Below are 20,447 nucleotides of genomic sequence, written 5' to 3'. Positions count from 1 at the left end.
GTACATAACGGCTTCACTTTATTTCAAGAATTCTTCTTTCCTTCATGGATAGAAACCCTTTTCTTAGTCAGCACGGATGATTTATATGTGAACGTTGTCCTGAAAAGCACGTTTCTCGTGGTCAGTTTATTATTGTTGATTCTCATCATCATGTATCTTGCAAGAAGCATATACTCCGACAGACGAAAAAGAGATGTATTATCGCAGCCAGTAGGAGTTTCTCAATAATTCGAAACCATTTCCTCCCAGTTGCGTATAAGTAAGTAGAATTTGATTGGGGTTGAGCGAATGTTTGAAGAGATGAAGACGCGTCATTTGTTTGGTTTGACTATTTTGTTGATGGTGGTATTTGGATTTGGGGCTATTTTCCTTCCTTACAATGATGATAATTTTGTGGAAGCCGGAATTACGCTGATTTTGTATATAGCAGCACCCATTCTGTTTTTCCGATATCATTTCCGAAAACAAGGTCGATCTGTACGTGAAGTGGTATTCAAGGAAGGAACCGTTGAATGGCTACCTCGTTTATTTGGATTTGTTGCGATTTCCATTGCGTTTTCAATAAGTGTATTTTGGCTTCAATTGTTTGCCTTGTATCCTATTTTTCCTGGGTTTGTGGATTTTCTGTTGGAGCCCATTCCGATGCCGGAAAACCCGATTTATTTAGTGATTTCACTTGTCAGTATAGCCATTATTGGTCCCATTGCTGAGGAGTTTATCTTCCGTGGCGTTTTGTTGCATCGCATGATGAAGAAAACGTCGATGTGGGGCGGAATCCTCATTTCCAGTATTCTGTTTGGCCTGTTGCATGCAGATGTTGTCGGGGCATTTATCTTTGGAGTGATCGCTTCCTTGTTGTATTTGAAAACACACAATTTATTGATTCCGATTTTAATGCACATTATCAATAATTCGATTGCCGTGATCTGGATGTATGTCGCACCGACTTGGCCAAAGTGGGGCATTATGGAAAGCTCAGAACTGTATGATAAAGCCCTTCCGAATGCGATTGTGCTATTGATTAGTTCTGTATTAATTACGTGGGTGATTGTAAGTTTGGTTAAAAGTTTGCCGAAGAAAACAAATAAAGAAGAAGTGGAAGAAGAAATGGCTCAATGATGAAAGATAATCGAATAATCGTCCGAAAAAGAAAAAGACTGAATGTGGGGATTGACATAGTCCCTGGTACTTTCAGTTCTCTGGGATTCAAATGATTTGAAAAAAATGACTCCACAGACCGTTTTTCACAATATGTGCTTAAAGATATTCCAATCATTTTGTTTCAACATAATATCCTTATAAAGGATGGTGATCATTAATGACTTTTTGGAAAGCAGTTGCCGCATTCATTTCAGCGTGGCTCATTAGTAACTTCACGTATTTACTATTACCATTTTTCCAATACAAATTGTTCAGTGACGGTCAATTTGTTTGGGAATCCCTTTTCAAATTTGTTTTGGATATCGCTTTGTTCGTTGTTCTTTACGTCGGGATGTATTATTTGATTTCGTTCATCCAAAGTTGGCGGATGCGTGCCCGGTATGAAGCGGCTCAAAAAGAGCGGGCGAAGGAGAAACAATAGGTAGTTCAATGTTAATATCTTCATTATTTTATGTATAGGCATTTACTCGATTGGCATCAGACAACCATATATGAATTTCCCTTCAGGAGTATATACCCTTAATTTGGCCATCGTGATGGCACATATCTTTTTGAAAATCGAAAAGTTGTGAGCCATCACATTTAGTTTATTTAAGGCATCATTTTGTTTATTTTTTCCATTCAACCACTCCATTTTTCCCTCTATATTATAATCGTTCTTCTCCCCTTTTTTATTTCGACCTTATTCATATTTATTCTGTGATTGACAAGACATCTATATAGCCTTATAATTCGTAAGAATCTAATTGATAATGATTTTCATTATCGAATTAATCTTTCAATTAATTTAAATAACAATATAATGAGGAGACAAAATAATGCGATCTATACATTTTGCTCTAGTCTTCGTCCTTATCGGGCTGTTAATTTTTCCAACCAAAAGTTTTGCTACGAGCCCTGAAGATGACCTGCGCCAAGCAAACGTTCAAATTGATGAAGTCATAAAATCTGTTCAATTGGGCGACACTAAAACTGCCTCTGAACAATTTAAGAAATACACGGCTAATTGGATTTCTTTTGAATCAGGAATTAAAGAAAAATCTGAACAGGCTTACCATGATATAGAAGATAACATGGGACAAGTTCAGTTTGCTTTAGCTCAAGATCCGGTTAACTCGGAAAGTGTTCAAAAAACGCTTCAACAACTGAAAGAAACGAACACTAAATTTATTAATGGGCAATTCTCACAAACTTCAGTTGCGGATCAAGATGCTTCAAAAAATAATGGCGATGTTGCCAAACTGATTATGTTATTAAATCACTCTTTAGACAAAATTGATAACCAAGATATTGACGGTGCTAAATTAGATATAGAGGAATTCAGAAAATCTTGGTTGGACGTTGAAGGTGTAGTGCTCACTCAGTCTGCAACGGTCTACAAAAATGCAGAAAGTGATATGGTTACTTCATATTCCATGCTTTCAGCTAATCCGCCCGATGTAAAAGGGGCAAAAAAAACCATTGAAGAAATGAGAGATTATTTATCACCACTTGTTTCAAAAACTAGCTACACGATGTTAGATGCGACGACCATTCTGTTACGCGAAGGGTTAGAAGCTCTTTTAGTTGTCGTAGCGCTTATGGGCTTTTTAAAGAAATCCGGTCATTCGGACAAGAATAAATGGATTTGGGTAGGCGTGGGTTCTGGTATTGGCATCAGTCTGGTTCTTGGCATTTTGGTCAACTTCTTATTCTCAGCTGGCACATTTGGTCACAACAACTTCCTGATTGCTGGATGGACAGGTGTTTTTGCTGCTGTCATGCTCAGCTACATGAGCTATTGGCTTCATAGTAAATCGAGTATTTTAGAATGGAATCGCTATATCCAGAAGAAAAGTACGAAGGCACTCGATACTGGTAGTTTACTTTCAATTGCGATTTTAGCTTTTCTTGCTGTCTTCCGTGAAGGAACTGAGACTGTCTTATTCTATATCGGAATGGCATCTTCTATTGACTTAGGTTCCTTATTAGGTGGCATAGCGATTGGCCTAACTATATTATTGATTACATCGTACTTAATCTTAAAAGTAGGCTTAAAAATTCCGATGCGTCCATTTTTCATGGTGTCGAGTATATTAATGTTCTACTTGTGCTTTAAGTTTACGGGTATGGGCATTCATGGTTTACAATTAGCCGGGTTAATTCCAGCTACACAAGCTCCAATTCCAACGATTGACTTTTTTGCGATCTACTCAACTTGGGAGAGCTTTATCCCTCAAATGATTTTGTTAGTCGTTGCAGTTTTTGTAGCGTTTTTGGGTAAAATAAAACAAAAAACAATTCAATCAAGTATGAAAAAACAGGAGGAACTTAATAATGCAATCTAAAAAGTACGTATTCCCAATAATAATCGCAGCATCAATGGCTTTATCGGCTTGTGGAACAAATGATGAACAAACAAAAACTGATGATAACACCCAAACAGAAGAGACGACTTCACAAACATCGATTGCGGATGGAGCAAAAGAAATGAAAGCTGAAGTTGCCGATTTGAAAGTGCAATTAGAAGCAAATGATACTAAGAAAGCCGAAGCAAATGGCGAAAACTTAGAAGAAATTTGGGAGAGTTTTGAAGATGCAGTAAAAGAAAAAGACACGGACCTTTATGAACAAGTTGAAACACCCCTTCACATAATTGAAGCAGGAGTAAAAATTGACCCTCTTGATGTAGACACATTAAATAAAGCCGCTGACGATTTGGATAGTGTCCTTTCCGATGTTGAAAAAATAAAATAATATCAGAACAGCTTGCAATTTACTTCAACGTAGATTGCAAGCTGTTTTTTGTACGTGAACTCTACATATTCGGTGATTAGAAAAAACCCTCATGTTTGTTTTTAAAACATTTGAATGGGGTGCCTCCTAAATTTTAAACAGCGTCCCAAAAATTTTGTGTCTCGAAGTACTTGTTTTCTTTTTTTACAGGTTTATAATTCATAGAATATCGAACCTATTCTTTGAATTATAACGGAGATACTTATGCGACCATATAATGAAAAAATCAGCATTTATTATGGCATGGCTTCGACCATTGCGATGAATTTTTCGAACAACTTCTTTCCCATTTTTGCAATTACCATTTTGAGCGCCACCAACTACCAAGTGGGATTGATTAGTTCCCTTCCCCCGCTTGTCGCGTTGCTCATGACTATTCCAGCTGCCATTCTACTGAACCGAGCACATGAGCATAAGAAGCTAGTGGCGATGTCGGTTTTGTTTGCGAGGTTGATGTTCCTGCTGATTGTCATGCTCGTGTATTTGCCTTCTGAATCGATGCAGGCATGGGCTTTCCTTGCCATCATTGCACTAATGAGTGTGCCGAATACTGTGGCAAACATCGGCTCGCAAACCTTGATTAGCGGCATGATCGATGAATCCAGGCGTGGCCAATTTTTCAGTGACCGTAACCGGCTGTTGACGATGGTTGGGCTCGTTTCGACACTTATCATCGGCATTGTGATGAAAGATGAATCCGACAATGTGACAGCGTATCAAATCCTATTTGTCTTGGCATTTGGATTTGGACTTTTGGAAGCCTTCTTGTTGATGAAGCACGATGAAGCGCCTCCCCATGGGGGTGGCCCTTTGGAAAAGAAAAAGTTAATGGATTGGTCCATTTTCAAGCATGCTAATTACGTGTGGTTTTTAGTAGCAGCACTATTCTTCAACTTTGCGTGGCAAATGGCATGGGGGATTTTTAACATTTACCATGTGCGTGTGGTTGGTGCGACCATTTTTTGGATCAGTATGTTTTCTGTCGGAAATATGTTAATGCAAATTTTGACATTCCCGCTCTGGAAAAAATGGGCTGAGCGCAAATCGAATGTGCGTGTCTTCGTATGGGCCGCAATTGGGATGGCTTCGACGCCATTTATGACGGTACTATCGACGAACTTGTATTACTTAACACTCGTCCAGACGATGTCGGGCTTCTTCCTGTCAGGCGTCGTGTTGCTGCTGTTCAATTTATTGTTGGAACAGTCTCCTGAAGAATCACGTACGTATTGCATCACAACCTACAATGTCCTGCTTGCATTTATGGCGTTCCTTGCACCGCAAATCGGTATTTGGATGTTGAACAGTTGGGGTGTCGAGATGGCAATGTATCTAAACTCTGGACTGAGATTGTTGAGTGCCGCGCTGTTTTATGCCGTGTATGTCCGCTATGGAAGAACGCCTAAAACGATCACCTGATGTGGATGCAAATATAATTTTCAAGTAAAACACCGCTAATCCATCATTGAATTAGCGGTATTTTACATGTTGTGGTATGGAAGTTATTCAGATTCACAACGCCTTTATGAAAAAATTACTCAAATGACTTTCATTAATAGGAGAATTCAACGCTATACATACAAAGTGCCTGGAACTGTGTTCCTTTCTACAACAATGCCCATCAATCATGAGCTAGGCGGCACCAGTTTTGCGATGCAAAAGCAGCCCCATGGCTTTGTTGCCAAAATCGTCAACGATGCCCTGATCACTGGCTTGCCCTACTGTTATAAAATCGTAAATGAGTACGAGCAACCTTTATATAGTGTAGATTGTACATTTCCAGGCATTGGCTACACATTTACCGATCATGTATCATCACAGACCGTGTCGATAAAGAGCCATAGAGTGCAATTGATGGAAAAAGCCTATTCGATTACACTTGCCAACCACGAATATTATATTGAAAACGATTATACAGGTGTCGGTCACTTGAAATGCAACAATACACACGTTGCCACTGTTTCGAGACTTTCTGCGACTAAAATCTCAACAATTGATACCGTTGTCATTCAAGCAACGACACAGGAAATTGCAGTTATCGCGGCCGTACTATATCATACGTTTTACTATTTGGGTGCTTAATATTGGTTGTTGGATGGAGTTTTTCATTTTGATTTCTTTCCATACATTTATCGTTAACTAGTCCAATTAAAATAAATTCCTTACCACACGAATGATTAGTCTCGGGATAAAGGTGAGGATGCCTAAAATAATTTCAATTAGGATCGAATCTCGAATCTCCCTGTCCATCTGTCCATGTCTCTTAAAAACCATTTCTTTTTTCCTAGGATTATTCTTCATACTTATCCCCTCTGTATCTTTAATCATGACTTTAAAAATTTACTATTGTATGTTGTTGAGCTAATCTATCCGCAAGTTTGATATTGTCCTTCAAGTAACCCGGTACATCATGATGATTTACGATTTGTTCAGTGGTCATCCACAGAACGACGTCCACTTCATCTGGACTCTTAGCATACGCTTCTCCCGAATGGTGGTCGCAAAGAAATACAATATCTACTACATGGATGCCTGAATCCGTAACAAATGATGAGCTATTCACATACCGAAGATTTGAAACTTCAATGCCCACTTCTTCCGCAATTTCTCTTTTTAGTGTTCTTTCTAAAATATCTGATGAAACTCCTTCTATTTCTACCTTGCCCCCAACCAAAGACAGCGATCCACCCGCATGTTCTTCTTTTTCACTGCGTCTGATTAACAACCACTTTTCATCGTGATAAATTGCGCCCTCTACATTTACAATAAACACAAGTTCCCCTCCTCAGATTTCATCTATAAATCAATTTATTTTGCCTTATACTCACTTTTTAAAAGAATGTCCTCTGCAGGCAGTTGCATACATTCTATAAGGAATACATAAAGATATTAAACGATTCAAGATTAAATTAACGCACGTGTCTCTTTATACGTACTGAAAGTAAAAAAGTTCCAATTCAAGATTGTCTTTTCATTCCATCAAAAAACACCCCAAAATGGAGTGCAATTTGTTAACTATTTCAGTTTTCATTACGATTCTTTTGACCCACTTGGAATTCGTGTATTGTTAAATTGTCTTTCCTGTTCTGCCAGGATATCGTTATCTTCCGCATTATCACGTGTCACTTTTTGTGTTAGGATTGCACCCACTGCCACCAAGATCATGACTGCGATGTAATAGCCTTTTTCATTTAGTTGTAAATTATCCGCATTGTAAAGACCGATTGCGAACATGACTACACCTGCAAAGAATGTGAAATAAGCAAGCACGGTAAAAGCGACGGTATTGCGTCTTCTGTATTTCGTTGGATACATAGAACACCCTACTTTTCTCTTTATTTGTACTTCTTATTATATGATATGAGTGGAAATTCTAGGTATTTCGTAAGAAAAAAATGCATTTTCCCATTTTTCAGACCGTTATCGCTTTTTTACTAGAGTGAGACATATTATGGGCAACCCTGTATAGCTTAAAAAATAGTCTATTTGCGGTTTTTGGTTGTATTCGCGTTTCCAGCCTGTCTATTCGCGCTTTTGACACTTCTATTCGCGAATCTTATATTCGCAGCCCCATACAGAAAAAAAGCGAAGCAAAGTGACATAATCACCTTGCTTCGCACTCTTTATTGGCTAATCTTAAGCTAGACGACAAAATTGAACTGGTAAATCCCTTGATAGTGGTTGAGTAACTCATCCAACTCTTGACTGCACATGACGACGTTGGGATGACTCATACCCAAGTGCTTTGCTTTCTTATACATTTCTCTTTTTTTACTGTTGATTTGTTTCAACGTTACGTTCGTTTTACCTATCGTTGGCGTATTCATATTTCCCTTCCTCCATACCCATATGATTTTTGAGAGCACATAAGTTCTAGCGGTCAGTCAGAAAAGCGTTTTAAACACAGGGCTATGGTTGCGATAAGCTTGATTGAAGGGTTTTTCCTTCTTATTATTACCATTTACTTTACATTTTTATTATATAACGCAAATCCATGTAAATCAATATATGGTGTTAAATTTATTTTTCGACACTACATATTGTGAAAATAAATCATTTTTTTCATAAAATAAGCCACAAAAAGCTATGTGCTTTCTGTGGCTTATTTAGCATTAATATTGCATTTAGTTAATTACTCCTCACCCTCGAGACTTAACCCTTTAACATGCTTGCGATTGAGCTGTTTCTTCACTTTCCGATAATTTTTGGATTTGAAAATGATATCGTAATCATAGTTTTCAGGATACAGTTCACTTCCTTTAATGTGAAGCTGCAATCTTTTATGGTTAAAAGCTTTCTTTTCGCCTTTCATTTGCACGATGTAATTCCCATTGCTGTCAGGTCCTTTATATACAATTCCAGTCTCATTCGTAGCGGGAATCGTGACATTGTCTCCTTGTTCAAACTGCGCTACCTTTTCTTCAATGGCTTCCTTATTTTGTCGAGTTTTTCTGGCGTATTTATTTGTCGTGATTTGCTGCACATAATGAAGGTCCTTCAAATCAGCCTCACTGGCATCATGAGGGTATGACTGCTCTCCTTTATACGATATATCGTGTGCTTTTCTGATTAACTGCGGGTGCAATCCAAGCTTCAATGCAATATCAAACGCCTGGCTTTTCCCGCTTTGCCCTAATAACAAACGATACGTTGGTCGCTTCCAGAACCAAGCTCATCCAGCAGTACAAGTGATTGATTATCGGTTTTCTTTAAAATGTCGATAATGTTCAAAAGACGTGAACTGAATGTGCTTAAATTCGCTTCGATGCTCTGTCCATCGCCTATATCCACATAGATTCGATGGAAAATGTGGAGTGAACTTCCCTTTTCCGCTGGAATGAACAAACCTGTTTGTGCCATCATGGTCAGCAGTCCGATGGTTTTTAGCGTGACGGTTTTCCCGCCAGTATTCGGACCCGTAATGACCAGTGCCCGATCTTTTTCTCCGAAATGGATGGATAAAGGAACCGCATTCCCTTTCAGCATAGGGTGCCTCGCTCCATTCAAATGAATGTTATAGTCTTCATTCAACGTCGGACGTTCCCCATCAATGGAGACGCTGTACTTTGCTTTCGCAAAAATGATGTCATAATGATGCATCGTGTCCATAGCAATGTTGATTGCTAGTTCTTGTTCTAAGAATTTTTCGGTCAGTTCGTACAATATCTTCTCCACTTCATGCTCTTCTGAAATTCTCAAGTACTCGATCGACTCTTGCATTTCTTCCAGTTCTTTCGGCTCCATGAATAACGTAGCGCCTGATGCAGAGGAATCAATAACAGTCCCTTTTACTTTAGTTCGGTACTCCCTTTTGACGGCAAACACATAACGGCCATTTCTTTCGGAAACCATGGCTTCCTGCAAAAACTGCGCAAACGTTTTTGACTTCACCATCGTTTGTGCTCGTTCCTTCACCTTAGCCAGTTGCATGGATAACTGTCTTCGAACAGTTGAAAGTTCTTTCGTAGCATAATCGTCTACTTGACCGTGTCTCAAGCAGCGCGTAAGTTCAGCTTCCAACTCATTTAAATCCCCTATTGATTCCGCATACAAATGGATAGTAGGTGCTGCGTACTGTTTATCTTTCATAAAGCGCTTCAGTTTATTACAGTGATCCAGGAAAGAAAGGACACGAGTAAACTGATCAGCCCGAATGTACAATCCTTTCTTTGCCTGTTCGATGTATTGCTCCATATCACTTAATGTATGAATCGGCACACTGGCACTGATTTTCATAATTTGCAGTGCTTCATGCACCTCACCTAATCCATGTTCAATACTTTTCTTATTCGTGGTCGGTCGCAATCCCTCGATTGAGTTCTTCGCCCGCTCCGTAATCGCAAAGCTCCCTACTTCCTGTAAAATTTCCTGATATCCCAATACATCAATTGTTTGTTGATTCATTATTAAATCCTCCCTTTTTTCCAAATAAAAAAGCCGACATGAAAACACTCATGACGGCTTAGAAGATATTGCATGTAATGGAGCCCCTGATTTGTGCACTAAATCGGTTTTGGTTGACGAAAATCAAACAAATGACCGTTTATAGACACAAAAAAAGCGATGACAAATACATGCCATAGCTGGAAATTCCATTCTTCTTTGCTATGATGCTTGTTCTTAACAATTCTTGAAAAGCGCAACCTAAATAAACCAAGCATTTTCTTGGTTTTTGCTACTTTCAAGACCGTATTAAAATGACGGATTAGTTAAGAACTGCCACACTCATAAATAAACTCCTCTTTCGGATCTTTCTTTTACAAATTCAGAATATGCGAATTTCAGAATTTTGTCAATTATAGGAACCCGTTTCAGCAGGACTTTTCATCTATTTATAGAATAACCACATGACAAGATACTATTATTGAACTTTTCATTCTTCCAGCATATCAATCTTCATTGCTACATACGTATTATCGTCGCATTTTTTGTCAAAACTAGTTACTAATTTGCGATACATGTTGTTATCACTCTTTTTATATCGTAGCTAATGAATATTTTGGAGGAACGTCGTGAAAAAGTACTATTTATTAATCGCCTTATGTATGTTAATCGTTGGCTGTTCACATTTTTCTGCCCCTGAATTGCCAATCGACAGTATTCCGGTCGCCAATGCAATGGAAATTGAAATGGCAAAAAAACCTATAAAGCCAATCACAGTCAAAGCATTCAAAATTGAAAAACCCGTGGTAACAACCGCGAAACTTGTTGCAATTGGCGATATCCTGCTACATCAACCCGTATATAAAGATGCAAAAATGTCTGACGGAACATATGATTTTACGGCCATGTTCGAAAAAGTGAAGCCTTTTATCGAAAGTGCTGATATTGCAATTGCCAATCAAGAAACGATGATTGGGGGTCCGGAGCTGGGTCTTTCCAGTTACCCCAAGTTCAACAGTCCTTATGAGATTGGAGATGCGTTGAAGTACTCGGGAATCGATTTAGTGACCATCGCAAACAATCACACGCTGGATAGAGGAGAAAAAGCAATTCTTAACGCCATTGATTATTGGGATCAAATTGGGATGCCATATACGGGTGCTTTTAAATCGCCAGACGACCGGAATATGGTACGGACTGTCACGAAGAATGACATCACTTTCTCTTTCCTGTCCTATAGTTATGGCACAAATGGCATGCCAGTTCCTGAAGGCAAACCTTATTTGATTAATTTGATTGACTTGCCGTTAATTGAACAGGACGTAAAAAAGGCGAAAACCATTTCGGACGTGGTGGTCGTATCCATGCACTGGGGAAATGAATATGAAAAAACACCAAACGACAAACAAATTAATTTAGCCAATGAGCTTTCAAGCATGGGCGTTGATATTATCATTGGCCATCATCCTCACGTTCTTCAACCTGTTGATTGGATTGAACGGCCGGACGGAACGCGAACATTCGTCATGTATAGTTTAGGAAACTTTTTATCTAGCCAAGAGGGTTTGGAGAAATTGACAGGTGGCATTGGTGGCGTGGAAATAACGAAAGTCGTGGATTCGGAGAAAACGGTTATCAAGTTGGATCACCCTAGTTTCGTACCGACTTATGGTTACTACAAAAACAAGAGTGACTTCGAAGTCATCCCTATGCATTTGTTAACGGAATCTTATTTACCTGGCTATCAAACGCACTATGAGAACACCCAAAGACACATGAACGCATTAACGAATGAACTAACGTTTATTGAAAAATAATCGATAAATGAAAGAGGACGGCTCTATAGCCATCCTCTTTTTTGTGTTTTTTACCCTATGCCTTATCTTTGGATTCATTTTTCATCTAGCAGCTATCTTGATGCAACTCAGGATAGTTTGCAGCCTCAATTATTGTCTAAATTAAAGCATGTTTGACAAAGCCTGGCATACAATTATTTGTAGGCAAACGAACGGAGGCGAATTGATGTCGAACGAGTTTGTGGTAAGGTCATTAGACGAAATTCGATTTTGGGCAAGAATTATGAAAGAACATGCTCTATTTTTAAGTTTAGGATTTTCTGCAAATGATAAAAAGCTTATTGAGGAAGCTCTACAGTTCATTGCTGTCTTTGAAAGAATTGAAGAGCAGTTAGCCGGTTACTCGGTGCATACCGATCCACGACAGATTAAAGCTTTCAACACGCAGGTGTATCAAGCAGTTGCATCCATTTGGGCGTATAAACGAAAAGTATTAGGACTCATTCTTCGTTGTGAAATCACGTCAAATAACTACCCTTTACTGGTTGATCATACGAGTAGAGAAGCCGCTTATTTTGCTAATCGATTAAAAGATTTGAATGAAGGTAAATTACAGCCTTTACCCGAGGCCATCATTGAAGAAAATGTATTCTTCCTTAAAATTATGGCGGACCATGCGAAGTTTATCGGGCATTTATTAGACCCAAGCGAACGAAAATTGGTCGATCAGGCAAGAGAATTTAGCAACGATTTTGATCAGTTAATGTTCCAGGCAATTGACTTGGATAGTATGAGACCACAATCAGAAACGACCCCTCTACTCGATCATTTTTTAGATCAAAATCGGGTGTCCGTCGTTGCATTAAGAGACTTTAAGAAAACAGCCCGTGATTTAATTGAAGCATGCCGGATTAAGAGTGATATTCATCCTCTTTTAGCGGATCATGTTTTTAGAGAAGCCGAACGGTTTATTGAAATCATTGATATTTTCGAGGTAAGTCTTTCAAATCCTAAGCCCGAAGTCAGTTTATAAAGAAGCCGTCAGCTTTAACGGCTTCTTTTTGTTTTCTTTTTAGTTTAGATTATTCAGGCATCACGAATGCAAGATGACCCACATTATTTGAACGAGCGAAAAGTATCGATAAAGGTTTGCGGATTGCTGTGAATGTTGAATGGAAAAACGCCTTGATGGGTATGGAGGTATAAAATTCCCGCTTCTGAAGAAAAAGACTTGTAGGAAACATCCAGTACCTGATTGAGTGTAAATTTTGTTCTGGCTGTCGTCACGTTTTCAGATGTGATGGTTAGTTCATGATGCGTGGCAATTTTCTGTAGCTTGTAATAAAAGTCGATTTTTCGTTCTACTTCCGTGTAAACAATCATGGCGTGTTGTTCTTTATTCATCACCCGACAATCCTCCTTTGCTTTAATGGTACAGGAGATATGCCAGAAAAAGCAAAACATACAAAGGACCAGGTCCAATGTATGTTAAGACGTTTTTGCCGCTTTCTTCTTTCGGGGAGCCGGCCTCTTCTTTTTGGTTTTATCCAGTGACGCTTGAAGTGCAGACATTAAATCGGTCACATTTGAAGGTGCTGCAACTTGTTTCTCACTCGCCGTTACGGTCTTGTTGCCAGTTTTCTTCTCTTCAATCAATTCCATCAGTGCAGTACGGTAGTCATCCGTATATTTTTCGGGTTCAAACGTCGTCGTTAATTGCTCCACCAATAACAAGGCAGTATCAAGTTCTTTCTGAACGATAGCCGGTTCACTCGGGATATTTGGGACTTCCTTCGCACTTCGTACTTCATCTGGAAAATGAATCGTTTCCATAATCAAAATTTCGTCGTAAACTCGCACTACTGCTAGCTGTTCTTTTGAACGGATCATGATTTTGGCAACGCCAATTTTCCCAGATTCAGTTAATGCTTTTTGCAGAAGGGAATACGCTTTCCCTCCTCCCCCATCCGGCGCCATGTAGTAGCTTCTTTCAAAGTAAATGGGGTCGATTTCTTCCAATTTCACGAAATCAATAATTTCCACTGCTTTGTCTTCATTGTCCTTTTTCAATTTCTCCAGTTCATCGTCGTCCAACACCACAAATTTATTTTTCGAATACTCGTAAGCTTTAACAATGTCTTCGCTTTGTACTTCTTTTTTACAGCCGGCACATACCTTTTGGTAATTGATTGGCGTGTTGCACTCTTTGTGTAATTGTCGTAATTTAATATCCTTATTTTCTGTCGCAGCGTGAAGCTTAACTGGAATATTGACCAGTCCAAAGCTGATACTTCCTTTCCAAACAGTATGCATATTCGATTCACCACCTACATTTCTTTTTCTTACTATGCTTTTTTTGCCTATATTTATGTATCAGGTGCGGAAAATTACAAAAGCTAGGAAAAACAATCGAGAGTAGGATAAAAATTGAAGCCGATGCTTTTAACTGCTGCAACAGAAATTCCAACGGGAAAAGACTGGTTGTACGAAGTGAAATACGATGGCTTTCGTTGCCTTCTTGAATGGGTGGATGAAACGCCCACTCTCAAAAGCCGGAATGGCAAAGTGCTCAATCCGATGTTTCCTGAAATCATTGATTATTGTCAGGACATTTATGAGAATATCCGCTCCTTTTTGCCCTTGATGCTTGACGGAGAACTAGTTTATTTGGTGAATGACCAACAAAGTAACTTTTCCATTGTACAAATGAGAAGCCGTATGCGAACACAAAGCGTCATCAGTAAACATGCTCAGGAATTCCCTTGTCATTATGTTGCATTTGATTTGTTAACCTGCAAAGGCGAAACGCAACAAAGTGTTCCTTTTTCAGAGCGTAAGCAGCTTATGCGTAAGTTGTTTAAATCCCTCAATTTGCCACACTCCGTGGATTATCAGGATTTTGCACGAATTCAAATGGTTGAGGAAAACAAACACAGCAAGAAATTGTGGAATGAAGTAAAAGTAAGTAATGGTGAAGGTATCGTTGCCAAAGGAAAAATGAGCAAATGGCAAAGTGATAAACGCACCAGCAACTGGATGAAAATTAAAAACTGGAGATATGTCACGGTCATTTTATCCAAATACGATCACAACAATGGTTTTTTCCATGGATCCATTTATGGCAAAGGACAGTTGATTGAAGTTGTTACTTTTCGTCACGGGCTGAAAAAAGAAGAAATGAATACATTAAGGACGTTATTCGAATCAAATGGCACCTTAATTTCTTCGAATGTATGGGAACTTGAACCATCCATTTGCGTAGAAATTGCATGCATTGATTTCGATGGCWAACACCTAAGGGAACCGCGATTTCATGCATTCGTCTTTGACAAAGACTCTGCCGATTGCGATTGGAAACAAATGCAACGTCAGCTTTATCCTTTACCCGAAAATGTAAAAATCACGAATCCGGACAAGCCCGTGTGGCCATTATTAGGTTTGAACAAAGATGATTACTTACTTTACTTGCAACATGTCTCTCCCCATATGTTGCCTTTCTTGCAGGATAGACAACTGACCGTCATCCGCTTCCCGCATGGTGCTGAAGGAGAAAGTTTTTATCAAAAAAATGCACCTGATACATTTCCAGATTTTCTCGCGACCTCAGCAGGAGATGACATCACACATATGGTGTGCAATAACCTGGAATCCTTACTATGGCTTGGGAATCAGTTGGCATTGGAGTTACATATTCCTTTCCAGACAATAGGAACAGAAAAGCCGACAGAGATTGTGTTTGACTTGGACCCTCCATCCGTTCAAGAGTTTTCATTGGCCATAGAAGCCGCGCAGCGAATGAAAGCTATCTTTGATCAATTTGGTCTTGAATCCTTTGTGAAAACTTCTGGTCGCAAAGGTTTGCAAGTTTACATTCCTTTGCCTCTTGATCGTTTTTCTTATAACGAAACACGCGTGTTCACAAAATTTGTTTGTGATTTTTTATGCGAACAGGAACCTCAATGGTTTACAACAGAGCGCTTGATTAAGAACCGCCACAACAAATTGTATTTGGACTATGTGCAGCATCATGAAGGGAAAACCATCATCGCACCCTATTCTGCTAGAGGAACTGAAAAAGGTTTGATTGCCACACCGTTAACTTGGGATGAAGTACACGATTCCTTGAAACCTGATCTATTTTCCATACCCGCCGTTTTGGAACGCCTGAAAAACAAAGGGAATCCTTTTCGGAATTTCCGGGATACAGCTGACGAAATGAAGTTTGCCGATGTTCTGAGTCAACTGCAAGAATTAGTGGAAAATAAGGCATAACTCATTGAATTTTTTATTATCGGAGAAACTAAATACTAAAAATAAGGAGGATTCGGATGCAAATTGAAAATCCAATGATTACAGGTGCAGGACTACCTAGTGATCCACAACAAGCAATTGTGATCTATAATTGCGATTTCTGTAACGGGGAAATTTATGAAGAAGATATCTGCGTGGTGTACGAAGGGTTGATTTTTTGTAGTAGCGACCATCTGGGCGAACATTTGGTGAAACATGACCTTGCCGAAGAAATCACCGCACATACTGAAACTTCACATTGAATGGATTCAACAAAAGAGCATCGGCTTAGCCGATGCTCTTTTACTGTTATAAATATTAAACTTCTACAACCATTCCAATCCCCGCTTCTTTTGCTTTAGAATAGACGCCTTTTGCAACAGCAAGGTCGAAATAGGCAGCTCCTACGGATTTGAAGAAGGTGATTTCTTCTTGTACTTCTCTTCCCGACTTCGTTCCAACAACAAGTTCTCCGAGTTGGGCATGAACGTCTTCAAATGACCAGTTCCCACTATCTACAGCGTGCATCAATTCACCAGCTTCATCTTTTACGCCAGCCAAGTCGTCCACCACAATTTTGTCTGCACTTAACACTGTTGTTTCGTCCACTTCACGCATATGAGGCAAGTAGGAACCTACGCCATTTATATGGGTTCCTGGTTGTAAATCACATCCCATGAATACAGGTTCGTTTGATCGGGTGGCACAGCAAATAATGTCCGCATGCTTCACCGCTTTTGAAACATCAATTTCGATTTCAAAAGGCACGTTCACTCCAAATGTACGTAATTTCTCGCCAAATGCTTGCGCTTTTTCCGGTGTCCGATTAACCAAGATGATTTTTTCGATGGTACGAACCGCCAGCACGCCAAGTACTTGTTCAAAAGCCATTGCCCCTGTTCCGATGACTATTAGGATTCGGCTATCTTTTTTTGCCAATAAATCCGTTGCGATGCCACTAAGTGCACCTGTTCGCAGTCGTGTCAAATACGATGCGTTCATCATTGCGACATGCTCGCCATTGGTCGCATCGGAAAGTAGCACGACCCCTTGTGTGGTTGGCTTTCCTTCGGCCGGATTTCCTGGAAAAATCGTTACTACTTTGACCGCTGTTACTTCGCCAGCCATATCGGCGCTCGGCATATATAATGCGGATGCTTCGTGTTGAGGAAATTCGAGTACTGTGCGATGGGGGTTATTGATTTTCCCTGCTTCTATAGCCTTTAATACCGCTGCGATATCTTCAATGGCATCAACCATTTTATAGAGTTGTTGAATCTGATGTTCGTTGATGATTAACATGGTCTTCCTCCTAACAAAAAACATTACTTCCCACACTAATAAATGATTTCGTGTGGTGAGCTGAACATAAGAGAAAAAAAGAGCCGCTTACGCGCGACTCTCTTTTCCTACCACGATTCGTTTAGATTGTTGTCGACTGCGATCTTTCACAGCCCAAATTGCAACTAGTGAAATAAGTGCAGTGAACACGATGTAAAGTGCAACCGGTACATACGAATTATCAAAACGTGCTAGTAATGCCGTAGCAACAAGTGGAGCTGTACCACCCGCTAATGCTGCACCGATTTGATAGCCTAATGAAATGCCCGTATAGCGTACTTTTGCATCAAAGATTTCCGAAAACATCGTGCCAAGAACTGCTGTAATCGGTGCCCAAATGATTCCGAGTCCAATAACTGTTGCGATAATCAATAATGCAACTGACCCTTGTTGAATCATCCAGAAGTATGGGAAAGCAAAGAGTGCCATGCCGACCGTGCCAGCAACGTATAACTTTTTGCGTCCCACTTTATCCGATAAGTTCCCCATGATTGGGATTAATATCGTCGTAACGACGGTAGCAATCATAACGGCAGTTAATGTAGTTGTTCGTGTATATCCTAAATTTGTTGTTGCGTACGATACGACGAATGTGCTGAAAATATAGAAAGGTGCAGTTTCTACCACTTTCGCTCCAATAGCTATCAACACTTCACGCCAGTGGTATTTCAGTGTATCTGCAATCGGCAATTTTGGAATATCGCCAGATTCCTGCACTTTTTTGAATTCAGGTGTTTCATCAATGCCTTTACGAATCCATAAACCAAAAATAACTAATAAAGCACTTAAAATAAATGGCACACGCCAGCCCCAGGTCATGAATGACTCTTCAGGAAGTAACGTCATCACCCATAAAGCGATCGTTCCCATCAACATTCCGATGGTTACGCCCATTTGCGGGATACTACCAAACAATCCACGTTTTTCAGGGGGTGCATATTCTACTGCGAGTAAAAGTGCGCCTCCCCATTCCCCGCCGATTCCCAAACCTTGCACTAAGCGAAGTGTAATCAATAAGATAGGAGCCCAAACGCCTATTGCTTGGTAAGTTGGCAATAAGCCCATTCCAAACGTAGCAATCCCCATTAAGCTTAACGTTAAGACGAGTGTTTTCTTGCGTCCAATGCGGTCACCGATATGACTGAATATCACGCCGCCAAACGGACGGATGAAAAAAGCTAAAGCAAATGACGCATATGCTAATAAAAGTCCTACAGTCGGATCTTCATTAACGAAAAATAGTTGGTTGAAAACAAGTGCAGCAACTGTTCCGTATAAGAAATAGTCAAACCACTCTATTGAACTCCCTACTAAACTCGCAATCAAGATGCGACGGGTTTGTTTTTTATCCATCATAAATCCCCCTTATGTGAAATGAAAATTGAAGTGACACTTTAATTTATCTTCCGAGATTCATTTTAGACAGTTATAAATTTTCTGTCAATACTTTGTCACAATTTATATTTCATTGCTGTTTGAGTGATGTATTATGAGAGTAAGAGATTATGATGAAGCGAGGAATTCTTATGCCACAAGAATCAATTGGGGATACATTAAAAAGTCTTCGCAAAGAACGGAAAATGACGTTAAAGGCTTTGTCTGAACAAACCGGGGTATCCATTAGTTTTTTATCACAGGTGGAACGGGGAAAATCGAGTGTTACGCTTGAATCGCTAAAGAAAATTGCAGACGCATTAGGTGTAAATCCGAGTGTGTTTTTTGCAGAAGAACATTCACATGACAATTTGGCTATCCGAAGGGAGCGTTTTTATTACAAGGACTTATCTCATGGAGTTCGAGATGCTAGCTTTTCCCCTATTTTAGTCACACTTCAACCGGGAGAAAATGAAGGGAATGCATTTTCACACGGTGGACATGAATTTCTGTTCGTAGTGGAAGGCGTATTAACGGTCGAAATGGATGGCAATCGAACTGAACTTCGTGAACAAGAATCCACTTTATTCGATGCACGTAAGACACATTATTGGTTCAACCATACTGAAAACGATGTACGATTTTTGGTCGTATCATCGAAAAATTAACCAAACCTCCTCAGAAATCCAGAGGAGGTTTTTTGTGTAGCTTTTCGGTCAATTGGTATGGCAACACACTATGTTAAATATTATGTTTTATAGACGGAGGTTGTTGTTATACTAGAAAAGGAAATCTCGAGGAGGATATTAAAAGTGACTTTTAGTTTCAAAAATAAATTAACATGCTTGATTGTGGGTAGTGCCCTTATTTTTTCTGGTTGTGGCACGACAAGCATGGACGATGAGAAGTATGAGCCTGTTGTAAAAGAGACGACAGACGAAGATTCCGGTTCTGCAGATCAAGAAAGCGTCGTTGACGATAAGAAGCAAGACGACAAGCCTGCCGATAAAGTAACTACCATTAAGCCGGCGGAATCTAAGTCCGCTACGAAAATCATAACAGCACCTCAACAAGGTACGACGGATCAAATCCCTGTGACATTGGTCTCGACGACGGACGGCGATACGATTCGCGTGATGTATAAAGGCGTGGACGAACCGGTCCGTTACTTGTTAATCGATACACCGGAGACGAGTCACCCTCGTTTAGGAAAACAACCTTTCGGGCCCGAAGCCAAGGAGCGAAATCGTGCTCTCGTGAACAGCGGAAAGTTAACACTTGAATTTGATATTGGTGAGAAACGAGATAAATATGGACGTCTATTGGCTTATGTATATGTCGACGGCAAAAGTGTACAGGAAACATTGATCCGTGAAGGATTGGCACGCGTTGCATATGTCTATCCACCAAATACTCGTCATTTAAATCCTTACGAAGAAGCACAAAAAGAAGCTCAGTCGAAGAAAGCCGGATTTTGGGCAATTGAAGACTACGCCACCGATTCAGGATTTGCAAGCTCATCAACGACTTCTTCACAGAGCGGTTCAAGCAGCGATAACTCTTCTGGATCAAATAGTTCTGTGACTACCAATCCCGCAGGAACAACTGAGTGGTTCGATAACTGTACGCACCTCCGTACCAAGTATCCGAACGGAGTGCCGAGTGACCATCCGGCCTATCAACCGAAAATGGACCGTGATAAAGACCAATTTGCGTGTGAGCGTTAGGTTGAATAGTTGCGTGAGTTCAAGATATCCACTGTAATCTACGATTTGTGCAACCTGGAATGGGATTCTGTCTACCTGGACATCGATTCTGTCTACCTGG

At 39.8% G+C, this 20,447-nt stretch carries 20 protein-coding genes and 1 pseudogene; 13 read left to right on the top strand and 8 right to left on the bottom strand.

The window, feature by feature from the left end; genetic code table 11:
• The 7 genes from AC1DSB_RS07015 to AC1DSB_RS06985 all read left to right on the top strand — a co-directional run.
• A partial coding sequence (locus AC1DSB_RS07015) for a hypothetical protein (RefSeq protein ID WP_477586226.1) occupies positions 1-228 on the top strand: 228 nt, incomplete at its 5' end.
• A 60-nt stretch (positions 229-288) separates the two neighbouring features.
• Positions 289-1,119, top strand: a complete 831-nt coding sequence (locus AC1DSB_RS07010) for a lysostaphin resistance A-like protein (protein WP_477531242.1) — start codon at positions 289-291, stop codon at positions 1,117-1,119.
• Positions 1,120-1,318: 199 nt separating this feature from the next.
• Positions 1,319-1,582 (top strand): hypothetical protein, encoded by a 264-nt coding sequence (locus AC1DSB_RS07005; RefSeq protein WP_477531243.1) that lies wholly within the window; start codon positions 1,319-1,321, stop codon positions 1,580-1,582.
• Between the two features lie 397 nt (positions 1,583-1,979).
• Positions 1,980-3,488, top strand: coding sequence for an FTR1 family iron permease (locus AC1DSB_RS07000; RefSeq protein WP_477586224.1), 1,509 nt, complete (start codon positions 1,980-1,982; stop codon positions 3,486-3,488).
• Positions 3,478-3,897 (top strand): hypothetical protein, encoded by a 420-nt coding sequence (locus AC1DSB_RS06995; RefSeq protein WP_477531245.1) that lies wholly within the window; start codon positions 3,478-3,480, stop codon positions 3,895-3,897. Before AC1DSB_RS07000 ends, AC1DSB_RS06995 begins: the two co-directional genes overlap by 11 nt.
• A gap of 243 nt (positions 3,898-4,140) precedes the next feature.
• Positions 4,141-5,355: an MFS transporter gene (locus AC1DSB_RS06990; RefSeq protein ID WP_477531246.1), complete on the top strand. Its 1,215-nt coding sequence runs from the start codon at positions 4,141-4,143 to the stop codon at positions 5,353-5,355.
• A gap of 66 nt (positions 5,356-5,421) precedes the next feature.
• A complete protein-coding gene (locus AC1DSB_RS06985) occupies positions 5,422-6,018 on the top strand; it encodes a tubby C-terminal domain-like protein (protein ID WP_477531247.1) in 597 nt (198 codons plus the stop codon).
• 250 nt (positions 6,019-6,268) lie between these two features.
• On the opposite strand, the gene AC1DSB_RS06980 is transcribed toward AC1DSB_RS06985, so the two are convergent.
• The 4 genes and pseudogenes from AC1DSB_RS06980 to AC1DSB_RS06965 all read right to left on the bottom strand — a co-directional run bounded on the left by AC1DSB_RS06980 (position 6,269) and on the right by AC1DSB_RS06965 (position 9,840).
• Positions 6,269-6,709, bottom strand: a complete 441-nt coding sequence (locus AC1DSB_RS06980; protein ID WP_477531248.1) for an NUDIX hydrolase — start codon at positions 6,707-6,709, stop codon at positions 6,269-6,271.
• 257 nt (positions 6,710-6,966) lie between these two features.
• Complete coding sequence (locus AC1DSB_RS06975) at positions 6,967-7,251, bottom strand: YiaA/YiaB family inner membrane protein (protein WP_016428722.1); 285 nt, start codon at positions 7,249-7,251, stop codon at positions 6,967-6,969.
• A gap of 326 nt (positions 7,252-7,577) precedes the next feature.
• A complete protein-coding gene (locus tag AC1DSB_RS06970; RefSeq protein WP_016428723.1) occupies positions 7,578-7,763 on the bottom strand; it encodes an aspartyl-phosphate phosphatase Spo0E family protein in 186 nt (61 codons plus the stop codon).
• Positions 7,764-8,068: 305 nt separating this feature from the next.
• Positions 8,069-9,840, bottom strand: a pseudogene (locus tag AC1DSB_RS06965) (endonuclease MutS2).
• 608 nt (positions 9,841-10,448) lie between these two features.
• Here AC1DSB_RS06965 and AC1DSB_RS06960 point away from each other — a divergent pair.
• Together AC1DSB_RS06960 and AC1DSB_RS06955 are read left to right on the top strand one after the other, a co-directional pair.
• Positions 10,449-11,636, top strand: a complete 1,188-nt coding sequence (locus AC1DSB_RS06960; protein ID WP_477531250.1) for a CapA family protein — start codon at positions 10,449-10,451, stop codon at positions 11,634-11,636.
• Positions 11,637-11,841: 205 nt separating this feature from the next.
• A complete protein-coding gene (locus AC1DSB_RS06955) occupies positions 11,842-12,648 on the top strand; it encodes a DUF2935 domain-containing protein (RefSeq protein WP_477548427.1) in 807 nt (268 codons plus the stop codon).
• An 83-nt stretch (positions 12,649-12,731) separates the two neighbouring features.
• On the opposite strand, the gene AC1DSB_RS06950 is transcribed toward AC1DSB_RS06955, so the two are convergent.
• Positions 12,732-13,019: a hypothetical protein gene (locus AC1DSB_RS06950; RefSeq protein ID WP_477531301.1), complete on the bottom strand. Its 288-nt coding sequence runs from the start codon at positions 13,017-13,019 to the stop codon at positions 12,732-12,734.
• 84 nt (positions 13,020-13,103) lie between these two features.
• Entirely contained in the window at positions 13,104-13,928 is an 825-nt protein-coding gene (gene ku, locus AC1DSB_RS06945) for a non-homologous end joining protein Ku (RefSeq protein WP_477531252.1), read from the bottom strand.
• Positions 13,929-14,042: 114 nt separating this feature from the next.
• Between ku and AC1DSB_RS06940 the strand changes: the two genes are divergently transcribed.
• Both AC1DSB_RS06940 and AC1DSB_RS06935 read left to right on the top strand, forming a co-directional pair.
• Positions 14,043-15,887, top strand: coding sequence for a DNA ligase D (locus AC1DSB_RS06940; RefSeq protein WP_477586222.1), 1,845 nt, complete (start codon positions 14,043-14,045; stop codon positions 15,885-15,887).
• Positions 15,888-15,943: 56 nt separating this feature from the next.
• A complete protein-coding gene (locus AC1DSB_RS06935; protein WP_016428730.1) occupies positions 15,944-16,168 on the top strand; it encodes a hypothetical protein in 225 nt (74 codons plus the stop codon).
• Between the two features lie 55 nt (positions 16,169-16,223).
• Here the strand turns inward: AC1DSB_RS06935 and AC1DSB_RS06930 are convergent, their stop codons facing one another.
• Both AC1DSB_RS06930 and AC1DSB_RS06925 read right to left on the bottom strand, forming a co-directional pair.
• Positions 16,224-17,207, bottom strand: coding sequence for an ornithine cyclodeaminase family protein (locus tag AC1DSB_RS06930; RefSeq protein WP_477531254.1), 984 nt, complete (start codon positions 17,205-17,207; stop codon positions 16,224-16,226).
• 87 nt (positions 17,208-17,294) lie between these two features.
• Entirely contained in the window at positions 17,295-18,599 is a 1,305-nt protein-coding gene (locus tag AC1DSB_RS06925) for an MFS transporter (RefSeq protein WP_477531255.1), read from the bottom strand.
• A gap of 173 nt (positions 18,600-18,772) precedes the next feature.
• Between AC1DSB_RS06925 and AC1DSB_RS06920 the strand changes: the two genes are divergently transcribed.
• A complete protein-coding gene (locus AC1DSB_RS06920) occupies positions 18,773-19,288 on the top strand; it encodes a helix-turn-helix domain-containing protein (protein ID WP_477531256.1) in 516 nt (171 codons plus the stop codon).
• 144 nt (positions 19,289-19,432) lie between these two features.
• Complete coding sequence (locus AC1DSB_RS06915) at positions 19,433-20,347, top strand: thermonuclease family protein (protein ID WP_477531257.1); 915 nt, start codon at positions 19,433-19,435, stop codon at positions 20,345-20,347.
• The last annotated feature ends 100 nt before the right edge of the window (positions 20,348-20,447 follow it).

It is taken from the genome of Paenisporosarcina sp. P4_E4_2 (genome assembly GCF_056401595.1).
This window is presented reverse-complemented; position numbering and strand designations above follow the sequence as displayed.

Excerpts from the sequence above, each read along its gene's own strand:
- AC1DSB_RS07010 (WP_477531242.1), top strand. The coding sequence starts at position 289 with ATGTTTGAAGAGATGAAGACGCGTCATTTGTTTGGTTTGACTATTTTG.
- AC1DSB_RS07005 (WP_477531243.1), top strand. The coding sequence starts at position 1,319 with ATGACTTTTTGGAAAGCAGTTGCCGCATTCATTTCAGCGTGGCTCATT.
- AC1DSB_RS07000 (WP_477586224.1), top strand. The coding sequence starts at position 1,980 with ATGCGATCTATACATTTTGCTCTAGTCTTCGTCCTTATCGGGCTGTTA.
- AC1DSB_RS06995 (WP_477531245.1), top strand. The coding sequence starts at position 3,478 with ATGCAATCTAAAAAGTACGTATTCCCAATAATAATCGCAGCATCAATG.
- AC1DSB_RS06990 (WP_477531246.1), top strand. The coding sequence starts at position 4,141 with ATGCGACCATATAATGAAAAAATCAGCATTTATTATGGCATGGCTTCG.
- AC1DSB_RS06985 (WP_477531247.1), top strand. The coding sequence starts at position 5,422 with ATGTTGTGGTATGGAAGTTATTCAGATTCACAACGCCTTTATGAAAAA.
- AC1DSB_RS06975 (WP_016428722.1), bottom strand. The coding sequence starts at position 7,251 with ATGTATCCAACGAAATACAGAAGACGCAATACCGTCGCTTTTACCGTG.
- AC1DSB_RS06970 (WP_016428723.1), bottom strand. The coding sequence starts at position 7,763 with ATGAATACGCCAACGATAGGTAAAACGAACGTAACGTTGAAACAAATC.
- AC1DSB_RS06955 (WP_477548427.1), top strand. The coding sequence starts at position 11,842 with ATGTCGAACGAGTTTGTGGTAAGGTCATTAGACGAAATTCGATTTTGG.
- AC1DSB_RS06950 (WP_477531301.1), bottom strand. The coding sequence starts at position 13,019 with ATGAATAAAGAACAACACGCCATGATTGTTTACACGGAAGTAGAACGA.
- ku (WP_477531252.1), bottom strand. The coding sequence starts at position 13,928 with ATGCATACTGTTTGGAAAGGAAGTATCAGCTTTGGACTGGTCAATATT.
- AC1DSB_RS06935 (WP_016428730.1), top strand. The coding sequence starts at position 15,944 with ATGCAAATTGAAAATCCAATGATTACAGGTGCAGGACTACCTAGTGAT.
- AC1DSB_RS06930 (WP_477531254.1), bottom strand. The coding sequence starts at position 17,207 with ATGTTAATCATCAACGAACATCAGATTCAACAACTCTATAAAATGGTT.
- AC1DSB_RS06925 (WP_477531255.1), bottom strand. The coding sequence starts at position 18,599 with ATGGATAAAAAACAAACCCGTCGCATCTTGATTGCGAGTTTAGTAGGG.
- AC1DSB_RS06920 (WP_477531256.1), top strand. The coding sequence starts at position 18,773 with ATGCCACAAGAATCAATTGGGGATACATTAAAAAGTCTTCGCAAAGAA.